Raw genomic sequence first — 23,578 nt, forward strand, 5'->3', positions numbered from 1 at the left:
CAGCCTTTTCTTTCCCCGGCGGCCGAAAGGTTCCAACGCGCCGCAACTCGCTCTATAAGCCGCGTCTCGCCCTCGTGGCGAATTCGAAATTCTTGCAGCCAGACACAGGGATCGGCCGTTGTTTCGCTTCTTCCGTTTCACGGAAAACCAGCGCCTCATCGCGAGGCTGGTGAGGGAATCCTTCCACGAGCACAAATTCGGCTATGGCTCCGCCATCGTGTCGATGCTGGTGGTAGCGGCCACGACTGCCGCCAGCGCCTGGATCCTTAGCGTAATTACCAATGAGTTCGTGATCTATAAAAGAGTCGAACGCATTAACTGGATCGCCTTGGCGGTCGCCGCGATCTTCATCGCCAAGGGCATCGCCAACTTCGTCCAAGCGTACTTCATGAGCCGCGTTGGCAACGCCATCATCGCCGACCGGCAACGCAAGATCTACGACCGTATCCTGGCGCAAGGCATCGAATTCTACCATTCGACCTCATCGTCCGACCTGATCACCCGCATGACGAACAACGCACAGGCTGCACGCGGCGTTCTTGACCTCGTCGTCACATCCTATGTACGCGATCTGGTGACTTTGATCGCCCTGGTGGCAGTCATGATCTGGAAGCAGCCGGTGCTGTCGCTGATCTGCTTTGTCGTCGGACCGGTGGCAATCTATGGCGTCAACCGCATTCTGAAGCGTGTCCGCAGCATCGCTGCCATGGAATTCCGTTCACTCGGCCAGATCGTGCATGTGATGCAGGAAACGGCGATCGGCGTGCGGGTCGTCAAGTCCTTCAACCTCGAAGGGGCGATGCGCAAGCGTATGTACAAGGCCGTGTCCGACGTCGAGAACCGCGCCAACAACATCGCTACGCTGGAGGCAGCCACCAGCCCGGTCATGGAAACGCTTGCCGGCCTGGCGATTGCCGGCGCCGTTTTCGTCAGCGGCTTCCTGGTGCTGCAAGGTGGCCAGATGCCGGGCAACATCATGGCCTTCATCGCGTCGCTGCTGCTCGCCTATGAGCCGGCAAAGCGCCTGGCCCGCGTGCGCATCTCGCTCGAGACGGGCATCGTCGGCGTGCGCATGATGTTCCAGCTCGCCGACCGGCCGCTGACGCTCGCCGAAAAGCCCGATGCCAGGCCGCTGCAGCCCGGCCCAGGTGAAATCCGCTTCGACAATGTGAGCTTCGCCTATCCGGAAAGCTCGCCGGTGTTCGAAGGCTTCAACCTGACGCTGGCAGCCGGCAAGATGACCGCGCTGGTCGGGCCATCGGGCAGCGGCAAGTCGACGATCCTGAACCTGATCATGCGCATGTATGACCCGCAAACGGGCAAGGTGTCGTTCGACGGCCAGGACATTTCCTTCGCGACACTCGATTCGCTCAGGCGCAAGATCGCCTATGTCAGCCAGGACACGTTCCTGTTTGCCGGCACCGTCATGCATAACATCCGCCTCGGCCGCGAGGATGCGACCGACGAAGAGGTGATCGCCGCAGCCAAGGCCGCCAACGCGCATGATTTCATCAGCGCCATGGCCAAGGGCTACGACACGGAGGTCGGCGAGAATGGCTCGCTGCTCTCCGGCGGCCAGCGCCAGCGCATCTCGATCGCGCGCGCCATGCTGCGCAATGCCGAGATCCTGCTGCTCGACGAGGCGACCAGCGCGCTCGACGCCGAATCGGAAGCGCTGTTTCGCGATGCGCTGCAGCAGCTTACCGTCGGGCGCACCACGATCGTGATCGCGCACCGGCTGTCCACGGTGCATCAGGCCGACACCATCGTGGTTCTGGAGAACGGCAAGGTCCAGGAAAGCGGCCCGCACAAGACCCTGCTCAAGCAGGGCGGGCTTTACCAGAAGCTTTATGAGTATCAGCTGATGCCGTAGGGCGTCCTTGCCTTCTCCCACAAGGGGAGAAGGAAAAGCGCTCCCTACTCCGGCACTTTCCTTACGGCGCCCTTATCGGCGCTGGTGGCGAAAGCCGCATAGGCGCGCAGCGCGGTCGTCACCTTGCGCTTGCGCTTTTCCGCCGGCTTCCAGGCGTCAGCGCCCTTCGCCGCCATCGCGGCGCGGCGAGCATCGAGCTCGGCGTCGCTGACGGCGAGATGGATCTTGCGGTTGGGGATGTCGATCTCGATCGTGTCGCCTTCCCGGACCAGCCCGATCACTCCACCCTCGGCGGCTTCCGGCGAGACGTGGCCGATCGACAGGCCGGACGTGCCGCCGGAGAAGCGGCCATCGGTGATCAGCGCGCAGGCTTTGCCGAGGCCCTTCGACTTCAGATAGCTCGTGGGATAAAGCATCTCCTGCATGCCCGGGCCGCCGCGCGGCCCCTCATAGCGGATGACGACGATATCGCCGGCCTTGACCTCGTTGCCGAGGATCGCCTTGACGGAGGCGTCCTGGCTTTCGAAAACGCGGGCCGGGCCAGTGAATTTCAGGATAGACTCGTCGACGCCGGCGGTCTTCACGATGCAGCCGTCGAGCGCCAGATTGCCCTTGAGCACGGCAAGGCCGCCATCCTTGGAGAACGGCGTCTTTGCCGAGCGGATGACGCCCGTCTCGCGGTTCGTGTCGAGCTCGTCCCAGCGGCGGTCCTGGCTGAAGGCGACCTGCGTCGGCACGCCGCCGGGGGCGGCGAGGAAGAAGTCGCGGACATTCTGGCTGGAGGTGCGCGAAATATCCCAATGGTCGAGCGCCTCGCCGAGCGTTGCCGTGTGCACTGTCGGCAGGTCGCGATTGATCAGGCCTGCTTCGTCGAGCTGGCCGAGGATGGCCATGATGCCGCCGGCGCGGTGGACGTCCTCCATGTGCACGTCGGACTTGGCCGGCGCCACCTTGCACAGCACCGGCACCTTGCGCGACAGCCGGTCGATGTCCGCCATGGTGAAATCGACCTCGCCCTCATGTGCCGCGGCAAGGATGTGCAGCACCGTATTGGTCGAGCCGCCCATGGCGATATCGAGCGTCATGGCGTTCTCGAAGGCGCCCTTGGAGGCGATGCTGCGCGGCAGCGCGCTTTCGTCGTCGTGCTCGTAGTAGCGCTGGGCGAGATCGACGGCGAGGTGGCCGGCCTCTACGAACAGGCGCTTGCGGTCGGCATGGGTGGCCAAGGTCGAGCCGTTGCCGGGCAGCGACAGGCCCAGCGCCTCGGTCAGGCAGTTCATCGAATTGGCCGTGAACATGCCCGAGCAGGAACCGCAGGTCGGGCAGGCCGAGCGCTCGATGACCTTGACGTCCTCGTCGGAGATCTTGTCGTCGGCGGCCGCGACCATGGCGTCGACGAGGTCGAGCGCCTGCGCCTTGCCGGCCAGCACCACCTTGCCGGCCTCCATCGGACCGCCGGAGACGAAGACTGTCGGGATGTTGAGGCGCAGCGAGGCCATCAGCATGCCGGGAGTGATCTTGTCGCAGTTGGAGATGCAGACCATGGCATCGGCGCAATGCGCGTTGACCATGTATTCGACGGAATCGGCGATCAGCTCGCGCGACGGCAGCGAATAGAGCATGCCGTCGTGGCCCATGGCGATGCCGTCGTCGACGGCAATGGTGTTGAACTCCTTGGCGACGCCGCCGGCCTTCTCGATCTCGCGCGCGACGAGCTGGCCAAGGTCCTTCAGATGCACATGGCCCGGCACGAACTGGGTGAAGGAATTGACCACCGCGATGATCGGCTTGCCAAAATCGGAGTCCTTCATGCCCGTGGCGCGCCACAGGCCGCGGGCGCCGGCCATGTTGCGGCCATGGGTGGTGGTGCGGGAACGATAGGCAGGCATCTGATTGTCCTTGCTGGCTGGCCGTGCCGATGCGCGGCAGGGCGGCGCTCAAATTTTAGTCGGCAGCGGTTATAGCGGCCATGATCCCGCCTTGCCACAATTTTGCACTGCGCCAAGATTCTTCAGGAAATTTGAAATGACTGTCGGATCGCGCCCCGCCGGTCCGTCCTTGAGAGGCGGACGGCACCAAATCGCCGGCGCGCCGTTTGAAGATGGAACCAACCTAAACAAGTCCGAGGAGCAAGACATGCAGAAGATCACCACCTTCCTTTGGTTCGACAACCAGGCCGAACAGGCGATGAACCACTACATCTCCATTTTCAGGCACTCGAAGGTGCTGAGCGTCACGCGCTGGCCCGAAGGCCATCCTCAGCAAGGCCAGGTGCTGGTCGCCTCGTTCCAGCTCGACGGCGTGACCTTCCAGGCGCTGAACGGCGGGCCGCAATACAAGTTCACCGAGGCAATCTCGCTGTCGATCGACTGCGAGACGCAGCAAGAAGTCGATCATTTCTGGACGCGGCTTACCGAAGGCGGCGGCGAGCCCGGGCCTTGCGGCTGGCTGAAGGATAAGTTCGGCGTTTCCTGGCAGGTCGTGCCGGAGCAGTTGCCGCGCCTGCTTCAGGATCCCGACCGTGCCAAGGCCGGCCGTGTCATGGACGCCATGATGAAGATGGGCAAGATCGAGATCGACAAGCTGGAGGAAGCGGCCCGAGGCTGAGCGCTTCTCCTTCTCCCCTTGTGGGAGAAGGTGGATCGGCGCGCCAGCGCCGAGACGGATGAGGGGTGTTCCAGCGGAGTGAGACGTCGGCTTTCCCTGGAACACCCCTCATCCGACCTCGCTTCGCGAGGCCACCTTCCCCCACAAGGGGGGAAGGGAAAAACAGCTTACGCCGCCTTGTCGCGGATCTGATAATCCTTGACCGCAGTGAAGCGGATCGCCTTCCAGCGCTCGGCTTCGTAGTTCAGCGAGAAGGCATGCTGGGCGAGGAAGACGGGATCGTTGTCGAGGTCGCGGGCGATATCGCCGCGATGCGCTTCGATGAAGCGCTGCACTTCCGCCTTGTCGTCGGCCGCGATCCAGCGGCAGACCGAGAAGCGCGACATCTCGAAATCCACCGGCAGCGTGTATTCGATATTCAGCCGCTCCTTCAGCACATCGAGTTGCAGCGCACCGACGACGCCGACGATGGCCGGCGAGCCGTCCTCCGGCGAGAACAGCTGCACGACGCCCTCTTCGGCCATCTGGTGCAGCGCTTCCTTCAGCTTCTTGGCCTTCATTGCGTCGCCGAGGCGCACGCGGCGCAGGATTTCCGGGGCGAAGTTCGGCACGCCGCGAAACAGGATCTCCTCGCCCTCGGTCAGCGTATCGCCGATGCGCAGCGTGCCGTGGTTGGGGATGCCGACGACGTCGCCTGCAAAGGCCTCGTCGGCGGTGACGCGGGTGCGGGCGAAGAAGAACTGCGGCGCCGACAGGCTCATCGGCTTGCCGGTGCGCACGAGCTTGGCCTTCATGCCGCGTTCCAGCTTGCCGGAGCAGACGCGCACGAACGCGATGCGGTCGCGGTGGTTGGGATCCATGTTGGCCTGGATCTTGAAGACGAAGGACGTCATCTTGTCCTCGGTCGCCTCGACCGTGCGCTCGTCGGCTTCCTGCGCCCGCGGCGGCGGGCCGTAGGCACCGAGCGCCTCGATCAGGTCGCGCACGCCGTAATTGCGCAGCGCCGAGCCGAAATAGACCGGCGTCAGATGGCCTTCGCGGAAGGCGTCGACATCGAGCGGACGGCAGGCTTCGCGCGCGAGTTCCAATTCCTCGATGAAGGCTTCGCGCTCATTGTCCGGCAACAACCCGGCGACGCGGTTGGAATCGGGCCCATTGACCGGCGTGCGTTCCTTCTCGTCGTCGCCGCGACGCACCGCGTTCTGTGCAAGGTGGTAGGTGCCCGAAAAGGTCCTGCCGCGGCCGATCGGCCAGGTGATGGGCGCGGTGTCCAGCGCCAGCTTCTGCTCGATCTCGTCGAGGATCTCGAAAGGATCGCGGCTCTCGCGGTCCATCTTGTTGACGAAGGTGATGATCGGGATGTCGCGCAGCCGGCAGACCTCGAACAGCTTCAGCGTGCGCGGCTCGATACCCTTGGCGGCATCGATGACCATGACGGCGGAATCCACCGCCGACAGCGTGCGATAGGTGTCGTCGGCGAAGTCTTCGTGGCCGGGCGTGTCGAGCAGGTTGAAGACGTTGTCGTCATATTCGAAGGTCATCACCGAGGTGACGACCGAGATGCCGCGCTCGCGCTCGATCTTCATCCAGTCGGACCGGGTCTGGATGCGATCCTTCTTGGCCTTGACCTCACCGGCAAGCTGGATGGCGCCGCCGAACAGCAGCAGCTTTTCGGTGAGCGTGGTCTTGCCGGCGTCGGGGTGCGCGATGATCGCGAACGTGCGGCGGCGCGCAACCTCTTCGGGTATTGTTTCGGGCATTTCTTTCAAGGCGTTCCGTGTGACAGGCGGCGCTTCTATCAGCGCGGCGCCGGCCTGTCGACATGGGGCGGGCAACGCTTCTTGCCCGCCGCGCCGGCTCATGCCGGTTCGGCCGTGCTTTCCGCCTGGGCAATCTGCGGCAACCAGCCGGCAATGGCCTTGCCGATCGCATCGGGGTGGTCTTCCTGCAGATAGTGAGCGCCCGGCCCCAGATCGATGAAGCGGCAGTTCTTCAGCCCGGCCGCGAATTCCTTTGCCGCCTGGGCTGAAATCAGAGCGCCGGGGTCGCCAGCGACAAGCAGTTTTGGATAGGAGGAGAGCCGCAGCGCACGGTGGTCGTGCTCGCTGATCGCGGCGACATCGGCCGGCTGGCCTTCGATCGGCAGTTCGCGCGGCAGGCGCAGTGCCGGCTTGCGCGACTGCGGCGTCGGGAACGGCGCCCGATAAGCGTCCATCTCCTCCTCGCTCATCTTGCGCAAGATAGAAGCAGGCAGGATCTTTTCGACGAAGACATTGCCCTCCAGCACCAGCTTCTCGCCGGCGCCGGGTGAGCGCAGCGCCTTGAAGAGTTCGCGCGCCTGCGGACGCTGATGGAAATCCTCCCAGCGCTCGAAGGGCCGGATGAATTCCATGAAAGCAAGGCCGAGAACACGCCGTGGCCGCCGCGCGGCGAAATGGAACGCCAGCGCCGTGCCCCAATCCTGGGCGACGATCACCATTTCCTTGAGATCGAGCGCCTCGATGAAGGCGTCGAGATAGCGGACCTGATCGAAGAAGCGATAGTCGATGTCCGGCTTGCCCGACTGGCCATAGCCGATCAGATCGGGCGCAATGCAGCGGCCAAACGGCGCGACATGCGGGATGATGTTGCGCCAGATATAGGAGGAGGTCGGGTTGCCGTGCAGGAACAACACGGTCGGGCCGGATGCCCCGGCCTCCAAGTAGGACATGGTGGAATCAAGCACAGCGATCTCGGCGCGCTGCAGCTGTTGCTTATCAGTCGTTGAATTCATCGGACTCACTCCCTCGCGAATACGGTGCTGAAGATGATTTTCTTGAACCGATCGAGCGGCTCGGGGCTGCGCTCGACCTTCATGCGCAGCATGGCGCCCTGCCAGGACGACAGCAGGAAATCGGCAAGGTCCTCCGCGTCGAAGGCCTTGGTGATCTCGCCCGCCGCCTGACCCTCGGCGATGCAGGCCGCGAATGGCTGGCGCCAGCGCTCGAAAATGTCGACCAGCCTGAGCCGGAGCGGCTCGCTGTGAACAGCCGTTTCCAGGCTGAGATTGCCGATCATGCAGCCCCGCGCCCAGTCATGCGCTTCGAGCTTGGAGGTGATGACATCGAGATAGCGGCGAAGCCTGCCGATGGGCGGCGTGCCGTCACGCGCCAGCGCGTTTTCCACCAACCCGCCGACATAAGCGAAGTAGCGCTCCAGCACCTCGCCGGCGAATTCCTCCTTGGAGGCAAAATGGTTGGTGAAGGAGCCTGGCCGGGCGCCGGCCGCAGCGACGATGTCGCGGACGCCGGCTGCGGTGTAACCGGAATTCCAGATGGTCTGGAAGCCGGCCTCGATAAGGTTTTCGCGGAGTGATTGTCTAGCCATGCCGATATAATACGTACGTACGTATTGATGTCAAGCGCACAAGTTTGCGTTGGCAAGTGCTCCCGCAAATGGCAGGTGGAGGGACCTCACCTGGAACAGGATGGAGATCAGCGTGATGAAAGAAATCATCGTCATCGGCGCCGGCATCATCGGGGCTTCGATCGCCTGGCATCTGACGAAGGCCGGCGCGCGGGTGACGGTCATTTCCGAGAGCGGCGCCGGCGGTGTCGCCACACCCAATTCCTTCGCCTGGATCAATGCCAGCTGGGGTAACCCGGAAGTCTATTTCCGGTTGCGCATCCGCGCCATGGCCGAATGGAAAAGGCTGGCGAAAGACGTGCCCGGACTGCCGCTCGCATGGTGCGGCGGCCTGTGCTTTGACCTGCCGCCGGACAGGCTCGAAGCCTATGCGGCCGAACACTCGTCATGGGGCTATGGCATCGAGCGTGTCGACCGTGAGCAGGCGGCGCAAATCGAACCCAACCTTGTCGATCCCCCTGATTTCGCCGTTTACGTCGCGGAGGAAGGCGCGGCCGAGCCGGTGTCAACCGCCAAGGCATTGCTGGCCGATGCCGAGCGGCTTGGCGCGCGGGTGATCGACGGCGCCGCGGACCGGCTGACCCTATCGGGCAGCAAGGTGACCGGTGCGGTCGTTTCGGGCGAAACCATCGGCGCCGACGAGGTGGTCGTCGCGGCCGGCACCGGTGCCCCGGCGATTGCCGCGACGGCCGGCATCAAGCTGCCGCTCGACACGCCGCCGGGTCTCATCGTGCACTCCCGCCCCTACAGGAAATTGCTCAACGGGCTGGTGCTTGCCGAGAGGTTGCATATGCGCCAGACGGTCAAGGGCCGCATCATCGTCGGCTCGGACTTCGCCGGCGGCGATCCTGGCGAAAACCCGGAAGCCGCCGCGCGGGAATTGTTCGTGGTCGCCAAGACTGCATTGCATGGCGCGGACGGGCTGGAGCTCGATTTCCACACCGTCGGTTACAGGCCGACACCGGCCGACGGCTTTCCGATCATCGGCCGCGCCGAAGGAGTCGGCGGTCTCTACATCGCCGTCATGCATTCAGGCATCACACTGGCGCCGGCCGTCGGCCTGTTTGCCACCCGCGAAATCCTCGACGGCGAGCGGGATGGGCTGCTCAAGCCTTACGCCCTGTCGCGTTTTGCTCAGTAGGCCGGCGGGCGGCGGAAACCGCCGGTGAGCGGCGCGATCGCAGCTGCGATGCCGAGCAGCTTCGCCTCCGACCAGTGCTTGCCGACCAATTGCAGGCCGATCGGCAAGCCGTTGCTGTCCTGCCCGCAAGGAAACGCGACTGCCGGATGGCCGGAATAGTTGAACACCGCGCCGTGGGCCGGCAGCATCCAATAGCTTTCGTCCCTGCCGTCCACCTTCAGCGAGCTACCCGGCTTGCAGTGTGCAAAGGCGGTTGTCATGGCGACCGGGCAAAGCAAGGCGTCGCAGCTTTCGAAGAAGCGCTCCCAGGCGAGGATCGAGCGGTCGCGGCGGGCGAGTGCCGCGAACCATTGCGACACCGGCGTCGGCTGCTCCGGCAGTTCCGGCTGGGCGGCCTCGAGCATCATGCCGATCAGCTTGCCGCCCTCGGATAAATCGTCATGCAGATCGAGCTTCGGCAAAGTTGCATCCTCGACGCGCGCGCCGGCTGACGCGAGTTGCGCAGCCAGTTTCTCCAGCGCGGCGCTGATCTCGGTGGCCGCGGGAAAGCCCGGGAAAGCACCGGCGAAGGCGATGCGCAGCGATTTCAGCTGGAGCTTCGGCATCGTCTCGATCGGCATCGGCGGCAAGTCGGTGTCCGCTCCGTCCGGCCCGGCGATGATGCGATAAATCAGCGCCAGATCCTCGGCGCTGCGCGCCAGCGGACCTGGACAGGACATCAGCCGCACACTGCGCGGCGCGCCACCAGGATTGGGGAAGGCTCCGGCAAGCGAGACGCGATGCTCGGTCGGCTTCAGGCCATAGACGCCGCAGAAGGCGGCAGGCAAGCGGACGGAATCCTGCATATCGGTGCCGACCTCGAAAGGCGTCATGCCTGTCGCAACGGCTGCCGCGGCGCCACCGCTAGAGCCGCCCGCGGTGCGCGACAAATCCCAGGGGTTGCCGGTGCGGCCGAACAGCGGGTTGTCCGACTGCCAGTCGCCCAGCATCGTGGCGACATTGGTCTTGGCCATAAGCACGCCGCCAGCCGCCTTGAGCCTGGCCACGACGGGGCTGTCCTGCCCGGCCATGTAATCGGCGAAGGGCGGGAAGCCGACGGTCGTCTTCATGCCCGCGGTCTCATGCGCGTCCTTCAGGGTGAAAGGCACGCCATGCAACGGTCCGAGCGTATCACCGCGAGCCTGCGCCGCATCGGCTTGCCTGGCGCGTTCGAGCGCCCCCTCCCGGTCGAGGATGACGACGGCGTTCACCGCTTCATTGTGCCGGTCGATCTGCGCCAGATACGCATTGAGCGCCTCGACAGCCGATATTTTGCGCCCGGCGATCGCGGCCGCGAGCTCGATGGCGGAGGAGAAGGCTAGGTCCATGGCGAAGGCTCCGGCTGCTGCCGCTACGAAGATGGAGGATCGCGCGACAGCTTCAAGCCGAGTTCAGCATCCGGAGGACGGCGGTGCTTGATCGAAATTGCGGTTCAGCCCACCAGCGCCAATGAGGCCACCGCCGGCGCGAACGGCCTGATGCTGGTGCCGCCCCTCGTCATGGTGACGAAGCTCGATGGCGGGATCGCCTGCCATTCGCCGCCGTCTCGGTCGAAGGGTTCCGAGACGATGCAATGGCCGGCGCGCTTCGTGAAGGCACCGGTATAGAGCGTCGGCGCGTGGTCGTCGGTGGCATAGCGAACGGCGTACAGCGCCTCGCCATCGGAAAAGGCCGCCGTCAGTTTCAGGGCCGGCTCGATGCCGGCGCGGCGCGAGGCCTCGACGACACGGCCGGTTGCCCGCGACACCGCGCCCTGCGGGTCGGCCGCCAGGCCCTGGTCGATCATCAGAAGGAAGAAAAGCTCGGAATCGGTGGTGCCCTCGCGCTGATCGAAGACCTGGTCGGAAAGCATGTTCTCCAACGCCCGGCGGATCTTTTCGAAGCCGCCGATCTGGCCGTTATGCATGAACGACCAGCGGCCGGAGATGAAGGGATGGCAGTTCATGCGACTGGTGGCGCCGCCGGTCGAGGCGCGCACATGGGCGAGGAACAGTCCCGATTTGATCTGCCGGCAGAGGCTCTTCAGGTTGGGGTCGGACCAGGCCGGCAGGATGTCGCGATAAAGGCCGGGCTCTGGCCGGTCGCCATACCAGGCAAGGCCGAAGCCGTCGCCATTGGTCGGCGACTTGGCTTCCTGGGCGCAGTGGCTCTGGGCGATCAGCGAGTGGCAGGGCGCGGTGATGATGTCTTCGAGGAAGACCGCTTCACCAAGATAGGCCGCCCACCGGCACATCGCTTTCCACCATCCCTAGAGCATGATGCCGAAAAGTGTGAAACGGTTTTCGGACGACATCATGCTCCACTCCTTTGATCTAGCGACGGATTCAGATTTCAGGTCGAATCGACCTGAAATCATCCGGCTCTAGGCGCGATCCATCAGAGCCGCCGGCTCGTTGACCGCATGTGAGCCTCGGTTGTGCGTGCGCTCATAGAGCTCGCGTACGATTCGGCTCGCCGTAGTTTCGAACAGAAACGGCAAGAAAGCGTGAACAAGCGCGGCACCAGCGGCCATCGACAGGCGCGAACAGAACCAGGCGGCGAAGGCCATGTGGCCGAAATAGGTCTCGCCGACCTTCTGCGGGTGAGAGGTGAACAGCGCCGTAAACCGTGTCGTCATGGTGATCCCTCCTGCCGGGATGAGCCCCGATGGTGAGTATCATGCCATGGTGCCTCGGTTCATTGGTCCCAAATTATCCTTGCATCTGGCAGTTTAATGGGACATTTATCCCAAAATGGCGACGGAAATCGATGAGATCGATCGAAGATTGCTGGCCGAGCTGCAGCGCGACGGCACGCTTTCAGTCGATCAGCTGTCGGAGCGCGTGGCGCTGTCGCGCAATGCCTGCTGGCGGCGCGTCAAGCGGCTGGAGGAAGACGGCGTCATCACCGGGCGCGTGGCGCTCGTCGACGCCGACAAGGTCGGGATCGGCCTCTCCGTTTTCATCCTGATCCGCACCTCCAACCACGATCCGGACTGGCTGCGGAAGTTCCGCGCGGCGGTGACCGGCTTTGCCGAGATCACCGGCGTCTACCGCATGTCGGGCGACCTCGACTATGTGCTGAGGGCCCGCGTCGCCGACGTGAAGGCCTATGACCGGCTCTACCAGCGGCTGATCGCCAAGGTGGCGCTGTCGGATGTCTCGGCGTCCTTCGTCATGGAGGAGATCAAGGAGACGACCGTGGTGCCGGTGGAATTGCGCTAGGTTGGCCGAAACCTACCAACTTCGTCATCCCTGGGTCATCCCTGGGCGAAGCAGGAGCGAAGCTCCGTCGCGGAGACCCTGGGATCCATTCCGTGACCTCAGCCAAAGAGTGCAGCGGAGCAGAATTCTGTACCGTAGCGGCGCTCAAGCGTCGCGGCATGGACCTCGGGTCTGCGCCGCGTCGCTTCGCTCCTTGCTTCGCCCGTGGATGACGAAGCGATGGGTGTTTTCGCCAATCGTAGATGGCGGGGTCATAGTCACGCCAGAAAGAAAGCCGTTGATAGCATGGCGGGCGAGTTGACCGAATCGCCGCTCGCGCCGATAGGATCGATTTTATGCGCACCGCTGTCTATCCTTCCTCCGTCATCGGCCCTGCCGTCGGTTTCGTCAGACTTCCGCATGGCGAAGGCCTGCCTCTGCCGGCCTATGAAAGCGCCGGCGCCGCCGGCATGGACCTGCGGGCCGCGGTGCCTGAAGACCGGCCGCTGCTGATCCTGCCCGGAAAACGCGCTTTGGTGCCGACCGGGCTGATCCTGGAAATCCCCGAAGGCATGGAAGGCCAGGTGCGGCCACGCTCCGGCCTTGCCTTCAAGCATGGCCTCACCGTCCTCAATACGCCCGGCACCGTCGACAGCGACTATCGCGGCGAGGTGAAAGTGTTGCTCATCAATCTCGGCGACGAGGATTTCTCGGTGACGCGCGGCATGCGCATCGCCCAGATCGTTTTTGCCGCGGTGACGCAGGTGGCCAGCGAGGAGCGGGCACTGGCCGGTGGCACGACGCGCGGCGCGGGCGGGTTCGGATCGACCGGCACCGCCTAAATGCAAGTTCCAAAACTGGTCATCTTCGACTGCGACGGGGTTCTGGTCGATACCGAGAACCTTGCCAATCGACGATTGGCCGAATGGCTCACTGCCGCCGGGTTTACGACCAGCTTCGAATATTGCCGCAAGCATTTTTCCGGCCGCAGCATGGTCTCGGTGCAGAAAGAGATCGAAGAGACGACAAAGGTCAGGCTCGGCGCCGACTTCGTCGAACGCTGGAATGCCGGCCTGCCGGATCTTTTCGCTCATGGCGTCGAGGCGATCCCTTATGTTCGTGAGTTCGTCGAGAAAGTCCGCGCGGCCGGCATCGCCTATTGCGTCGCCTCATCGGCGCGGGTCTCGAAGATGCACATCACGCTCGGCCAGACCGGGCTCTTGCCGTTGTTCGAGCACGCCATGTTCTCCGCCACCATGGTCAGCCGCGGCAAGCCGTTCCCGGACCTCTTCCTCCATGCGGCAGAGACGATGGGTTTCGCGCCCCCCGATTGCATCGTCATCGAGGACAGCGTCGCGGGAACTCAAGCCGGCGTCGCCGCCGGCATGCGGGTGTTCTCCTACCACGCCGATCCGCTCTCCGACCGCGACGGCCTGGCGGCGGCCGGCGGCATCCTGTTCGACGACATGCGGGAACTCGCCGGACTCGTGCCGATCCGCTGATCGCACCCGGCTGCGCGCTGCGAAACGCCGTGCTAGCGTGAGCGCATCCGAGGGGCGCGGTCCATGGTTTCCACGTTATGCCGTTTCATGCTCGCATGCCTGCTGCTGCCTTCTATTTGGACGGCTGCGCAGGCCCAGGCCGTCAGCTTTCCGGAGCTGAACAGCGCCGTTCGCGGACATCAGGACGTCACCTATTTCGACCTCGCCAAGATGATCGTGCCCGATCTCAAGGCCGGCGGAGACCGTTTCTACAAGGGCAGCGCGCCGATCGAGATGCGCGACATCCTCGGCGGCGACGACGGCGGATCGCCGCCCGAAGCGGTCAACCTGCCGAATGCGGCGGTGCTAGCCATCAAGGCCGGCGGCAAGGACCGGCTGACGATGCTTTTCGACCTCGGCCAGTCGCAGGACAGCGCCCAAGGGTTTGCCGTGCTGGCGCTCTACGACCTCACCGGCAAGCCGAAGCTGCTCGACGCCGTCAATGTCGGAACCGACCAGAGCACCTATTTTCGCGATCCGGGCAAGCTCGCGGTCAGTGCCGGCGACGATGCGCTCATCATCATGAGCACGCATTTCAATTCGAACCAGGGCTATGTCGGCACGATCCTGATCCTGGTTCGCAACGACCGCTTCGAGCCGATCGACCAGATCAATACATTCGACGAGAATGTCTGCGCCTACAAACGGACACAGGATCTCTCCTTCCAGACGCGCGGCGGTGAAAAACCCTATGCGGCGATCAAGGTGACGGTGACCGATGCCACCAAGCCCAGCGATGAAAGCTGTGAGGAGCCAGCACCCAACGCCGTCTCGCAAGACATTTCGGTCATCTATCGCTGGGACAAGGCCGGATCGCGTTACGTTCGGAATTCCGACGCCTTCGAGAAATTGTCAGTAGAAAACGCCAAACGCTTCTGAACCCCGTCGCATTCGTTTGCCCGGCTCGAACGGCCGCGATAAATTCCCCGCACGACCCCACTCATGATTGAGGACCCGCCATGGACAAGGGCAAGATTTTTCGCGATCTGCATGCCTCCGCCTTCGTCATGCCCAACCCCTGGGATATCGGCACGACCAAGCTTCTCGCTTCGTTCGGTTTCAAGGCGCTGGCCACGACCAGCGCCGGCTTCGCCTTCTCGCGCGGCCTGCCGGACGGCGCCGTGACTTTCGACGCCATGATCCACCATTGCCGCGAGGTGACCGGGGCAACCGACCTGCCGGTTTCGGCCGATCTCGAACGCGGCAAGGGTGACAGCCCCGAACAGGCTGCCGAGACCATCTTCGCGGCGGAAGCCGCCGGTCTCGCCGGCTGTTCGATCGAGGACCATACGGGCGACCCCGCCAATCCGATCTATGATTTCTCGCACGCCGTCGAACGCGTCGCGGCCGCCGTCGAGGCGGCTCGGGCGCTCAAGCACGATTTCATCTTTACCGCGCGGGCCGAGAATTTCCTCTGGGGCAAGACCGACCTCGACGACACCATCAAGCGGCTGCAGGCCTTCGAGCAAGCCGGCGCCGACGTGCTTTATGCGCCGGGAATCGGCGACGTCGAAATGGTGCGCACCATCTGCTCGTCAGTGAGCCGACCGGTCAATGTGATGGCCCGACCCGGCTTCACCACCGCCGACCTTGCCATGGCCGGCGTCAAGCGCATCTCGCTCGGACCATGGCTGACCAACTTTGCTTATGGCATGCTGGAGACGGCGGCGCGCGAGATCCAGCAAGATGGCACCTTCGGCTTCACCCGGGCGGCGATGCCGTTCGGCAAGCTGCAGGCGCTGTTCCGCAGCGGCGCGGCTGAGGAAGACTAAATCGGCTCTCGCGCCGCAACCGCCTTGTGCAGATGCACCATCATTGCGGCCGCGAAAAGCGGCGTCAGAAGGTTGAGCAGTGGCACGGCAAGGAACACGGCGATGACAAGCCCGGCCAGGAAGACCGTGCCGGCATATTTGCGGCGCAGCGCCTTGGCCTCGGCCTCGGGGCGAAACCGCATGGCGGCGAACTCGAAGAATTCCCGGCCGAGCAGATAGCCGTTGACGATGAAGAAGGCGGCAATGTTGATGCCCGGCACCAGAAGCAGCAGCAGCGCGACGATGTTGCCGAGGACCACCACGCCGAAGAATTTGATCGCCAGTGCAAGCGAATGCAGTGCCGGCACGGCGCGACCGGGCGGATCGTCGGGATAGTCGGAACGCTCGACCACTTCGGCGACATCGTCGAGGAACAGGCCGGCGACGATCGCCGTCACCGGCGCGATGAGTAGGGCCGTGCCCATCGCCAGGACGATACCGGCAATGATGCCGCCCAGCCATCCGGCCCAGGACGGCAGACCCGGCAGCAGCGTCTGCAGCCACGGCCAGGCCAGCCATTCGAGCAGGCTCTCCAGGCCGAGCCAGAGCGCCACCAAAGCGAGCAGCGTCAGCCCCAGCGTCTTCAGGAAAACTGAGCGGAATTCAGGCGAGAACAGCCGGCTGGCAGCGGCGCGGGCAGCGTCTAGGATCACGGCAGGTCCAAGCCCTCATCGAGAAGCGACGTCTCCGAGATAGGCTGCGACGGCAACCGGCGCAACTATTGCGCCAGGCGAGGGTGGTTCCCCTGAGGCTACGGCAAAGGCACCGAACCCAACCGTCTCACACTTTTCCTGGAATTGCTCCGGCCCGCCGGGCGGGAATAGTCATAGCGGCAACGCCGGCGACGACGAAGCCCATGCCGACCCAGGCCGCCGGTCCAAGGCTTTCGCCGAGGAAGACGGCGCCGATGCCGACGCCGATCGGCACGCGCAGATAGGCCTGCGAGGTGGTGCCGACCGAGCCCAGCGTGTGGATCAGACGGAAATAGATGACGAAGGCCAGCGCCGTCGAAAAGATCGACAGTCCGAGCAGGGCCAGGATCGATGCGGCCGACGGCACAAGCGTCCATGGCCGGTCGACCAGCAGGCTGAGCGGCACGAGCATCACCGCGCCGCAAAGCATCGAACCCGCGGCGGGTATCATCGGATCGAGGCCCTTGAAGCCGCGGCCGAAGATCGCCGCCCCGGCATAGGAGATCGTCGCAATGATGATCGCAAGCTGCGCCCACAGCTCATGGCCAAGTCCGCCAAGCGCTTCCGTCCCGATGATGAGACAGATGCCGACGATGCCGGCGCCGACGCCGACGAGCTTGCGCACCGTCACGGGCTCATGGCGCGTGATCAATGCGGTCAGCAGGAAGGTGAAAATCGGCGACGTCGCGTTGAGGATGGTGGCGAGGCCGGCATCGACCGAGCGTTCGGCGGCGGCGATCAGCGTGAACGGCACGACGCTGTTCAGGCAGGCCTGGAAGGCGAACCGACGCCAGGTTGACGCATCGGCGGGCATGGCAAGGCCGCGCCAGCGAATGATGGTGAAGAGAATACCCCCGGCGATCAGCGTCCGTGCGGCGATAAAGGTCACAGGCGGGATCGTCTCGACGCCGATCTTGATGAAGGTGTAGGAAGCGCCCCACAGCACCGCCAGTAGGCCAAGCAGCGCGAGATCGGTGGACATTTCGGTTTTTTGAGACATTCGTGGTTCGCGCCTTCAGCCTGTTGCCGGAACGATCCGCTTCTAGCGCATGAGCAGGCGGCAATGTTTCGATGACAGCGAAACCATAGCCGTCCGGGCGGCGCCTGATATGGGCCAGTTCGATGCGACCACTGCCGCAGCCGGCGTACAATCCCGGCCAAGATCGAGGCGACGGCGAATGGTCCCGATTTTCGGGGTAGGCAAAGCTGTTGCGACCAGCTAGACCCGCGCGCGGCCGGCATGGCAGAAGCCGGGTAGGTCCTTGGCGGAGATTTCGATGCCGGAATATGACGTGCTTTGCATCGGCAATGCCATTGTCGACATCATCGCGCAATGCGACGAGGCTTTTCTCGAGACCAACGGCATCATCAAGGGCGCGATGAACCTGATCGACGCCAGGCGCGCCGAGCTGCTCTACAGCCGCATGGGACCGGCGATCGAGGCTTCCGGCGGCAGCGCCGGCAACACGGCGGCCGGTGTCGCCAGTCTCGGCGGACGCGCCGCCTTCTTCGGCAAGGTTTCGAACGACGCGCTGGGCGAAATCTACACACACGACATCCACGCCCAGGGCGTGGCCTTCGATACCGGGCCGCTCGAGGGCGAGCCGCCGACGGCGCGCTCGATGATCTTCGTCACGCCGGATGGCGAGCGTTCGATGAACACCTATCTCGGCGCCTGCGTGGAGCTTGGCCCCGAGGATGTCGAAGCCGACAAGGCGTCCGGCGCCAAGGTGACCTATTTCGAGGGTTATCTCTGGGATCCGCCGCGCGCCAAGGAGGCTATCCGCCAGACGGCGAAGCTGGCGCATGCGGCGGGCCGCGAAGTGTCGATGACGCTGTCGGATCCCTTTTGCGTCGACCGCTACCGCGACGAGTTCCTCGAGCTGATGCGCTCGGGCACCGTCGACATCGTCTTTGCCAACAGCCACGAGATCAAGTCGCTTTACCAGACCTCTTCCTTCGAGGAGGCGCTCGACGCCATCCGCAAGGATTGCAGAATAGCCGCGGTCACCCGTTCCGAAAAAGGCTCGGTCATCGTGCGCGGCGAGGAGACTGTCGCCATCCAGGCGACAAGGATCAAGGAACTGGTCGACACGACCGGCGCCGGCGATCTCTATGCCGCCGGCTTCCTTTACGGCTACACCACCGGACGCAGCCTCAAGGATTGCGGCGACCTCGGCTCGCTGGCCGCCGGGTTGGTGATCCAGCAGATCGGCCCGCGTCCGCGCCAGAATCTGCGCCGCGAGGCCGAGCAGGCCGGGCTTCTTTAAAGCTTCTTACCTCTCCCTTGTGGGAGAAGTCGGATTGCCCCGATTTGTCCTTGCAAATCGGGATGGCAATCCGGGTGAGGGGTAAGCAGCGCCAAGCTGGAGCACCCTCATCCGTCTCGGCGCTACGCGCCGAGCCACCTTCTCCCACAGGGGGAGAAGGAAGAACGCCGGTTGTCGCGGACCTGTCACGTTGGACTTCTAAAACGCAAAATAAGGCGTTCCGCGACTGACATTTCGGCGCGCCAAAACCAGGGTGTGAAGATGCAAGCCAGCAACCTGCCGGGCCGCGGCGTCCGTTGCCGCCGCGATTTTTGTTTTCCACTATAGAGTTCAGCAAACCGCCGGTGCCTAGGGAGGAGCGCGGGCCACAAGACAGATGCATGACCAGATTCCAGAACCCGTCTGAAGGGATTTCACAAGCGGCTTTGGCCGGCCTTGTGGCCGAAGCGGTGCAACAGGCCCTGACACAGCATGGTGTCCTGTTGGACACCGAGGCGCTTGTAACGGCCGGCAAGATCGCCGGCCATGTGGCTGCCGCCCTTTTCTTCCTGCCGCCGGCACAGCGCCTTGCAATCGGTTCCTTCAAGGGTGAGTGGACCGGCCTTGCCGCCGATTTTTTCCGCGTGATGGCGGACAGGATCGCGAGCGAGGATTCGGCCGACCGCGCTTTTGAGCGCGCGCCGAAACCGGAGACGGCAAGGCTGACGGCCCAGCAGATTGCCGAACGGGCCGCGGATCTTCAGTCGATGCTGATCGAGGATTGGGCCGGCGAGGTCGCCGGCTCGACCTATCTGGAAGAGAAGCTCCGCATCCCGCGTTCCACGCTGCATCGATGGCAAAGGCGCGGCGAGGTCGTTGCGCTGCGCAAGGGCGGCCGCAAGCATGTCTTCCCGTTGGCCCAGTTCGTCGACGGCAGGCCGGTTCCGGGAATCAGCGACGTGCTGTCGGCGATCGCCAGTCCGAGGCTTGCCTGGTTCTGGCTGAGCCGGCCTTCGCCCGAGCTTGACGGCCGGGTCCCCATCGAGATGCTGAGGGAAGACATGGTCGAGGACGTGGTCCGCACCGCCCGCGCCCTGTCCTGAGCTGACCCGGCGACAACCTTCTCCGAACGGAACAAATTAGCCGGATAACTATCCACCATAGAACTGTAATGATTGGCACATTTGGCACATTGCCATGATTTCCTGACGTTTCGATTGTATAAATTGTGCAATCTGTCCCAATTTTACAAATATATGACGTGATATTTGGGCAACAAGACCTTTATAAGAGTCAAAAGGCCGCCTTTCGGACACAATCTATGTTGTGCGTGACGGCCGTTTAGGCCATGTCCGAAGCGAAGAAGCGGCGCCGGTGCGCGTACTTTTTCAACGATGGGGACGGGGGTGGCACTAGCCGAACGGCATGTCAGGCCTGTCTTGAACCTTTGACTGGAGATTCAAGAAAATGAACATCAAGAGCCTTCTTCTCGGCTCCGCTGCGGCCCTGATCGCAGTTTCGGGCGCCCGCGCCGCCGACGCGGTGACCGTCGCCGAGCCGGAACCGGCCGAATACGTCAAGATCTGCGACGTCTATGGCGCCGGCTACTTCTATATCCCCGGCACCGAGACCTGCCTGCGCGTCGGCGGCTACATCCGCTATGACGCCGGCTTCGGCGATGTCGGTTCCTTCGATGGCGCCAAGGCTATCGATCATCAAGACGGCGACGACAACAAAACGTGGCGGAAAAACGCGCGCTTCAACCTGAAAACCTGGACCGGCCAGGAAACCGAACTCGGCACGTTGAAGACCTACACCGAGACCCGCTTCAACTTCGGCAACGGCGCCGGCGTGACTGGCGGTGGCGCTGCCGCCGACAATCCGGCTGTCAACAAGTCGGTTACACTGAACTTCGCCTGGATCCAGCTCGGTGGCCTGCGCGTCGGCAAGGACGAGACCCCTTACGACCAGTTCATCGGCTATGCCGGCAGTGTCATCCAGGACACGATCATCCCGTACGGCATCAAGGATACCAACGTCGTCAGCTACTATTTCGATGCTGGCAGCGGCTTCTCGGGCGTGATCTCGCTCGAAGAAGGCTCGGACGACAAGGGCATTTCCGGCACGATCGACAGCTACGTTCCGCATGTCGTCGGCGGCTTGAAGTACAAGGGCGACTGGGGCGCGATCACCGGCGTCGTTGCCTATGACAGCTCCTACGAGGAAGTGGCCGGCAAGGTTCGCTTGGACGTCAACGTCACCAAGGAACTGTCGCTGTTCATCATGGGCGGCTACGGCACCGACGACAACCTCTCCGACGATGCGGGCAACGCTATCGACACCCATGGCCGGGGCTTCTACAAGCCGTGGGGCGGCAACTGGGCTGTCTGGGGCGGCGGCACCTACAAGTTCAACGCCAAGACCTCGTTCAACGTCCAGGCCTCGGCTGACGACGACAAGAACTACGCGCTCGCAGCCAACGTCGCCTACACCATCGTTCCTGGCTTCACGATCACGACCGAAGTCGACTGGGATCACTACGGTCACTTCGGCGACGGCACCTCGGCCGTTAACTGGACGAAGGCCGACAAGAAGGACAGCGTCGGCGGCATCGTCCGCTTCCAGCGCTCGTTCTGATCGAAGCCGCGATCTTAAAGGAAAGGCCTGCGGCATCGCCGCGGGCCTTTTTTGCTTGATCCCAAGCAGGGCCGTTGACGCGCTGGCTGCCCGTCAATTCCCCGCGGTGTAGGCCGCGATCGCAGCCATATTGACGATGTCGGAATCCTTGGCATTCAGCGACACGATCTGGACCGGCTTGTTGAGGCCGACCAGCAGCGGGCCGATGACGGTCGAGCCGCCGAGCTCCTGCAGCATCTTGGTCGAGATCGAGGCCGAGTGAAAGGCCGGCATGATCAGCACGTTGGCCGGGCCGGTCAGCCTGATGAACGGATACTGCGCCATGGCGCGCGGGTTCAGCGCCACGTCCGCCGCCATCTCGCCGTCATATTCGAAATCGACGCGGCGCTTGTCGAGGATGCGCACCGCCTCCTGGACGCGCTCGGAGCGCTCGCCCTGCGGATGGCCGAAAGTGGAGTAGGCAAGCATGGCGAGCCTCGGCTCGTAGCCCATGCGGCGGGCAAAACCGGCCGCCTCCTCGGCGATGTCGGCGATCTGTTCGGCGTTCGGCATGTCGTGCACGGCGGTGTCGGCGACCAGCACCGTCCTGCCGCGTGCGAGCACGATCGACACGCCGATGACGCGGTGGCCGGGCTTGGCGTCGATGATGCGGCGCACGTCGTCAAGCGCCGTCGAATAGTTGCGCGTTACGCCGGTGACGATGCCGTCGGCATCGCCCAGCGCCACCATGCAGGCGGCGAAATGGTTGCGGTCATTGTTGATCAGGCGCTGGCAGTCGCGGAACAGAAAACCCTTCCGCTGCATGCGCTCGTAGAGATAGTCGGTGTAGATGCCGTTGCGGCGCGACAGCCTGGCATTGATGATTTCGAGGCCCGGCTTGTTGAGGTCGATGCCGGCATTGCGGGCATTGTCCTTGATGATATCGTCGCGGCCGAGCAGGATCGCCGTGCCGAGCTTCTGGTTCACATAGGAGACGGCGGCGCGCATCACCTGCTCCTCCTCGCCTTCGGCGAAGACGATGCGTTTGGGCTGGCGGCGCACACGGTCGTAAATGCGCTGCAGCGTGGAGGCGATCGGGTCGCGGCGGGCGGACAGTTCCTGTGCATAGCGGTCGAGATCGAGGATCGGCTTGCGGGCGACGCCGGATTCCATCGCAGCCTTCGCCACCGCCAGCGGGATCGCCGAGATCAGGCGCGGGTCGAACGGCACCGGAATGATATAGTTGGGGCCGAATTTCGGCCGGTTGCCCTGATAGGCGGCGGCGACGTCGTCCGGCACGTCCTGGCGCGCCAGCTCGGCCAGCGCCCTTGCGGCAGCGATCTTCATCTCGTCATTGATGGTGGTGGCGCGCACATCCAGCGCGCCGCGGAAGATATAGGGGAAGCCCAGCACATTGTTGACCTGGTTGGGATAGTCCGAGCGGCCGGTCGCCATGATGGCGTCGGTGCGGATCTCGGCCACTTCCTCCGGCGTGATCTCCGGATCGGGATTGGCCATGGCGAAGATGATCGGGTTCTTCGCCATCGACTGCACCATGGCGGGTGTAAGCGCCCCTTTGGCGGACAGGCCGAGGAAGACGTCGGCGCCGTCCAGCGCTTCGGCCAGGCTGCGCGCCTCGGTCTTGACCGCATGCGCAGACTTCCACTGGTTCATGCCTTCGGTGCGGCCCTGATAGACGACGCCCTTGGTGTCGCACAGGATGACGTTTTCCGGCGCAAAGCCCATCGCCTTCATCAATTCGATACAGGCGATGCCGGCGGCGCCCGCGCCGTTGCAGACCATCCTGGTGGTCTTCATGTCGCGGCCGGTGACCGCCAGCGCGTTGATCAGCCCGGCCGCCGAAATGATGGCGGTGCCATGCTGGTCGTCATGGAAGACGGGGATGTCCATCAGCTCGCGCAGCCGCTGCTCGATGATGAAGCATTCCGGCGCCTTGATGTCCTCGAGATTGATGCCGCCGAAGGAAGGCCCGAGGAAGCGCACGCAGTTGATGAACTCGTCGGCGTCCTCGGTGTCGACTTCGAGGTCGATCGAATCGACGTCGGCGAAGCGCTTGAACAGCACGGACTTGCCTTCCATCACCGGCTTCGAGGCAAGCGCGCCGAGATTGCCTAGGCCGAGGATGGCTGTGCCATTGGAGATGACGGCGACCATGTTGCCGCGTGTCGTATAGTCGAAGGCGCGGCTCGGATCCTCGGCGATGGCGCGCACGGGAACGGCGACGCCCGGCGAATAGGCGAGGCTCAGATCACGTTGCGTCGCCATCGGCTTGGTGGCGACGATCTCCAGCTTGCCGGGCCGTCCCATGGCGTGGAATTCCAACGCCTCCTCGGGGCTGACGGAGGGGCCGCTGCTTTCGGTTTTCCTGGCCATGATGCTTTTGATTTCCTCGCCTTGCACG

21 protein-coding genes are annotated in these 23,578 nt (G+C 63.9%); 11 read left to right on the forward strand and 10 right to left on the reverse strand.

Annotation, left to right across the window (positions count from 1 at the left end):
• Positions 1–118 precede the first annotated feature (118 nt).
• The gene (locus RFM98_RS10510; RefSeq protein ID WP_320308792.1) at positions 119–1,873 is read left to right on the forward strand and encodes an ABC transporter ATP-binding protein; all 1,755 of its coding nucleotides are present in this window, start codon (positions 119–121) and stop codon (positions 1,871–1,873) included.
• 44 nt (positions 1,874–1,917) lie between these two features.
• Here the strand turns inward: RFM98_RS10510 and ilvD are convergent, their stop codons facing one another.
• Positions 1,918–3,762: a dihydroxy-acid dehydratase gene (ilvD, locus tag RFM98_RS10515; RefSeq protein WP_320308793.1), complete on the reverse strand. Its 1,845-nt coding sequence runs from the start codon at positions 3,760–3,762 to the stop codon at positions 1,918–1,920.
• 247 nt (positions 3,763–4,009) lie between these two features.
• Here ilvD and RFM98_RS10520 point away from each other — a divergent pair, with 247 nt between their 5' ends.
• Positions 4,010–4,480: a VOC family protein gene (locus RFM98_RS10520; protein ID WP_320308794.1), complete on the forward strand. Its 471-nt coding sequence runs from the start codon at positions 4,010–4,012 to the stop codon at positions 4,478–4,480.
• 167 nt (positions 4,481–4,647) lie between these two features.
• Here the strand turns inward: RFM98_RS10520 and RFM98_RS10525 are convergent, their stop codons facing one another.
• The 3 genes from RFM98_RS10525 to RFM98_RS10535 form a co-directional block, all read right to left on the reverse strand.
• Positions 4,648–6,240 carry a peptide chain release factor 3 gene (locus tag RFM98_RS10525; protein WP_320308795.1) on the reverse strand — a complete coding sequence of 531 codons (1,593 nt, stop codon included), beginning with the start codon at positions 6,238–6,240 and terminating at the stop codon, positions 4,648–4,650.
• A 98-nt stretch (positions 6,241–6,338) separates the two neighbouring features.
• Positions 6,339–7,253, reverse strand: a complete 915-nt coding sequence (locus RFM98_RS10530) for a haloalkane dehalogenase (RefSeq protein ID WP_320308796.1) — start codon at positions 7,251–7,253, stop codon at positions 6,339–6,341.
• Between the two features lie 5 nt (positions 7,254–7,258).
• The gene (locus RFM98_RS10535) at positions 7,259–7,846 is read right to left on the reverse strand and encodes a TetR/AcrR family transcriptional regulator (protein ID WP_320308797.1); all 588 of its coding nucleotides are present in this window, start codon (positions 7,844–7,846) and stop codon (positions 7,259–7,261) included.
• A 115-nt stretch (positions 7,847–7,961) separates the two neighbouring features.
• Between RFM98_RS10535 and RFM98_RS10540 the strand changes: the two genes are divergently transcribed.
• On the forward strand, positions 7,962–9,026 hold the full coding sequence (locus tag RFM98_RS10540) for an NAD(P)/FAD-dependent oxidoreductase (RefSeq protein WP_430682288.1): 1,065 nt from the start codon (positions 7,962–7,964) through the stop codon (positions 9,024–9,026).
• Here the strand turns inward: RFM98_RS10540 and RFM98_RS10545 are convergent.
• From RFM98_RS10545 to RFM98_RS10555, 3 genes are all read right to left on the reverse strand, one after another.
• Positions 9,020–10,393: an amidase gene (locus RFM98_RS10545; protein WP_320308798.1), complete on the reverse strand. Its 1,374-nt coding sequence runs from the start codon at positions 10,391–10,393 to the stop codon at positions 9,020–9,022. The two genes, RFM98_RS10540 and RFM98_RS10545, sit on opposite strands and share 7 nt — an antisense overlap.
• 104 nt (positions 10,394–10,497) lie before the next feature.
• On the reverse strand, positions 10,498–11,298 hold the full coding sequence (locus RFM98_RS10550; protein ID WP_320308799.1) for a class II glutamine amidotransferase: 801 nt from the start codon (positions 11,296–11,298) through the stop codon (positions 10,498–10,500).
• A 129-nt stretch (positions 11,299–11,427) separates the two neighbouring features.
• On the reverse strand, positions 11,428–11,682 hold the full coding sequence (locus RFM98_RS10555; protein WP_320308800.1) for a DUF6356 family protein: 255 nt from the start codon (positions 11,680–11,682) through the stop codon (positions 11,428–11,430).
• 115 nt (positions 11,683–11,797) lie between these two features.
• Between RFM98_RS10555 and RFM98_RS10560 the strand changes: the two genes are divergently transcribed.
• The 5 genes from RFM98_RS10560 (at position 11,798) to RFM98_RS10580 (ending at position 15,560) form a co-directional block, all read left to right on the forward strand.
• Positions 11,798–12,268, forward strand: coding sequence for an Lrp/AsnC family transcriptional regulator (locus RFM98_RS10560; RefSeq protein WP_320308801.1), 471 nt, complete (start codon positions 11,798–11,800; stop codon positions 12,266–12,268).
• A gap of 335 nt (positions 12,269–12,603) precedes the next feature.
• Positions 12,604–13,089, forward strand: a complete 486-nt coding sequence (dut, locus tag RFM98_RS10565; RefSeq protein ID WP_320308802.1) for a dUTP diphosphatase — start codon at positions 12,604–12,606, stop codon at positions 13,087–13,089.
• Positions 13,090–13,749 (forward strand): HAD family hydrolase, encoded by a 660-nt coding sequence (locus RFM98_RS10570; protein ID WP_320308803.1) that lies wholly within the window; start codon positions 13,090–13,092, stop codon positions 13,747–13,749.
• A gap of 63 nt (positions 13,750–13,812) precedes the next feature.
• Positions 13,813–14,667, forward strand: coding sequence for a hypothetical protein (locus RFM98_RS10575; RefSeq protein ID WP_320308804.1), 855 nt, complete (start codon positions 13,813–13,815; stop codon positions 14,665–14,667).
• A gap of 80 nt (positions 14,668–14,747) precedes the next feature.
• Positions 14,748–15,560 (forward strand): isocitrate lyase/PEP mutase family protein, encoded by an 813-nt coding sequence (locus tag RFM98_RS10580; protein WP_320308805.1) that lies wholly within the window; start codon positions 14,748–14,750, stop codon positions 15,558–15,560.
• Here the strand turns inward: RFM98_RS10580 and RFM98_RS10585 are convergent.
• Together RFM98_RS10585 and RFM98_RS10590 are read right to left on the reverse strand one after the other, a co-directional pair.
• Positions 15,557–16,252 carry a sulfate transporter family protein gene (locus RFM98_RS10585; RefSeq protein ID WP_320308806.1) on the reverse strand — a complete coding sequence of 232 codons (696 nt, stop codon included), beginning with the start codon at positions 16,250–16,252 and terminating at the stop codon, positions 15,557–15,559. The genes RFM98_RS10580 and RFM98_RS10585 overlap by 4 nt on opposite strands.
• A 127-nt stretch (positions 16,253–16,379) precedes the next feature.
• Positions 16,380–17,273 (reverse strand): EamA family transporter, encoded by an 894-nt coding sequence (locus RFM98_RS10590; protein WP_320308807.1) that lies wholly within the window; start codon positions 17,271–17,273, stop codon positions 16,380–16,382.
• A 295-nt stretch (positions 17,274–17,568) separates the two neighbouring features.
• On the opposite strand from RFM98_RS10590, the gene RFM98_RS10595 reads away from it, so the two are divergent.
• The 3 genes from RFM98_RS10595 to RFM98_RS10605 all read left to right on the forward strand — a co-directional run bounded on the left by RFM98_RS10595 (position 17,569) and on the right by RFM98_RS10605 (position 21,177).
• Positions 17,569–18,561, forward strand: coding sequence for an adenosine kinase (locus RFM98_RS10595; RefSeq protein WP_320308808.1), 993 nt, complete (start codon positions 17,569–17,571; stop codon positions 18,559–18,561).
• A 380-nt stretch (positions 18,562–18,941) separates the two neighbouring features.
• Positions 18,942–19,643 carry an antitoxin Xre/MbcA/ParS-like domain-containing protein gene (locus RFM98_RS10600; protein ID WP_320308809.1) on the forward strand — a complete coding sequence of 234 codons (702 nt, stop codon included), beginning with the start codon at positions 18,942–18,944 and terminating at the stop codon, positions 19,641–19,643.
• Between the two features lie 364 nt (positions 19,644–20,007).
• Positions 20,008–21,177 (forward strand): porin, encoded by a 1,170-nt coding sequence (locus tag RFM98_RS10605; protein ID WP_320308810.1) that lies wholly within the window; start codon positions 20,008–20,010, stop codon positions 21,175–21,177.
• Between the two features lie 93 nt (positions 21,178–21,270).
• Here the strand turns inward: RFM98_RS10605 and RFM98_RS10610 are convergent, their stop codons facing one another.
• Positions 21,271–23,550 carry an NADP-dependent malic enzyme gene (locus RFM98_RS10610; RefSeq protein WP_320308811.1) on the reverse strand — a complete coding sequence of 760 codons (2,280 nt, stop codon included), beginning with the start codon at positions 23,548–23,550 and terminating at the stop codon, positions 21,271–21,273.
• Positions 23,551–23,578: the final 28 nt, after the last annotated feature.

Source organism: Mesorhizobium australafricanum (assembly GCF_033977265.1).
Classification (GTDB): domain Bacteria; phylum Pseudomonadota; class Alphaproteobacteria; order Rhizobiales; family Rhizobiaceae; genus Mesorhizobium; species Mesorhizobium australafricanum.

Bases quoted from the DNA above. Each gene is read 5' to 3' on its own strand.
- RFM98_RS10595 (WP_320308808.1), top strand. From the start codon at position 17,569: ATGCCGGAATATGACGTGCTTTGCATCGGCAATGCCATTGTCGACATC.
- ilvD (WP_320308793.1), bottom strand. From the start codon at position 3,762: ATGCCTGCCTATCGTTCCCGCACCACCACCCATGGCCGCAACATGGCC.
- RFM98_RS10530 (WP_320308796.1), bottom strand. From the start codon at position 7,253: ATGAATTCAACGACTGATAAGCAACAGCTGCAGCGCGCCGAGATCGCT.
- RFM98_RS10580 (WP_320308805.1), top strand. From the start codon at position 14,748: ATGGACAAGGGCAAGATTTTTCGCGATCTGCATGCCTCCGCCTTCGTC.
- RFM98_RS10600 (WP_320308809.1), top strand. From the start codon at position 18,942: ATGACCAGATTCCAGAACCCGTCTGAAGGGATTTCACAAGCGGCTTTG.
- RFM98_RS10590 (WP_320308807.1), bottom strand. From the start codon at position 17,273: ATGTCCACCGATCTCGCGCTGCTTGGCCTACTGGCGGTGCTGTGGGGC.
- RFM98_RS10520 (WP_320308794.1), top strand. From the start codon at position 4,010: ATGCAGAAGATCACCACCTTCCTTTGGTTCGACAACCAGGCCGAACAG.
- RFM98_RS10560 (WP_320308801.1), top strand. From the start codon at position 11,798: ATGGCGACGGAAATCGATGAGATCGATCGAAGATTGCTGGCCGAGCTG.
- RFM98_RS10550 (WP_320308799.1), bottom strand. From the start codon at position 11,298: ATGTGCCGGTGGGCGGCCTATCTTGGTGAAGCGGTCTTCCTCGAAGAC.
- RFM98_RS10555 (WP_320308800.1), bottom strand. From the start codon at position 11,682: ATGACGACACGGTTTACGGCGCTGTTCACCTCTCACCCGCAGAAGGTC.
- RFM98_RS10545 (WP_320308798.1), bottom strand. From the start codon at position 10,393: ATGGACCTAGCCTTCTCCTCCGCCATCGAGCTCGCGGCCGCGATCGCC.
- RFM98_RS10575 (WP_320308804.1), top strand. From the start codon at position 13,813: ATGGTTTCCACGTTATGCCGTTTCATGCTCGCATGCCTGCTGCTGCCT.
- RFM98_RS10570 (WP_320308803.1), top strand. From the start codon at position 13,090: ATGCAAGTTCCAAAACTGGTCATCTTCGACTGCGACGGGGTTCTGGTC.
- dut (WP_320308802.1), top strand. From the start codon at position 12,604: ATGCGCACCGCTGTCTATCCTTCCTCCGTCATCGGCCCTGCCGTCGGT.
- RFM98_RS10610 (WP_320308811.1), bottom strand. From the start codon at position 23,550: ATGGCCAGGAAAACCGAAAGCAGCGGCCCCTCCGTCAGCCCCGAGGAG.
- RFM98_RS10605 (WP_320308810.1), top strand. From the start codon at position 20,008: ATGAACATCAAGAGCCTTCTTCTCGGCTCCGCTGCGGCCCTGATCGCA.
- RFM98_RS10535 (WP_320308797.1), bottom strand. From the start codon at position 7,846: ATGGCTAGACAATCACTCCGCGAAAACCTTATCGAGGCCGGCTTCCAG.
- RFM98_RS10525 (WP_320308795.1), bottom strand. From the start codon at position 6,240: ATGCCCGAAACAATACCCGAAGAGGTTGCGCGCCGCCGCACGTTCGCG.
- RFM98_RS10540 (WP_430682288.1), top strand. From the start codon at position 7,962: ATGAAAGAAATCATCGTCATCGGCGCCGGCATCATCGGGGCTTCGATC.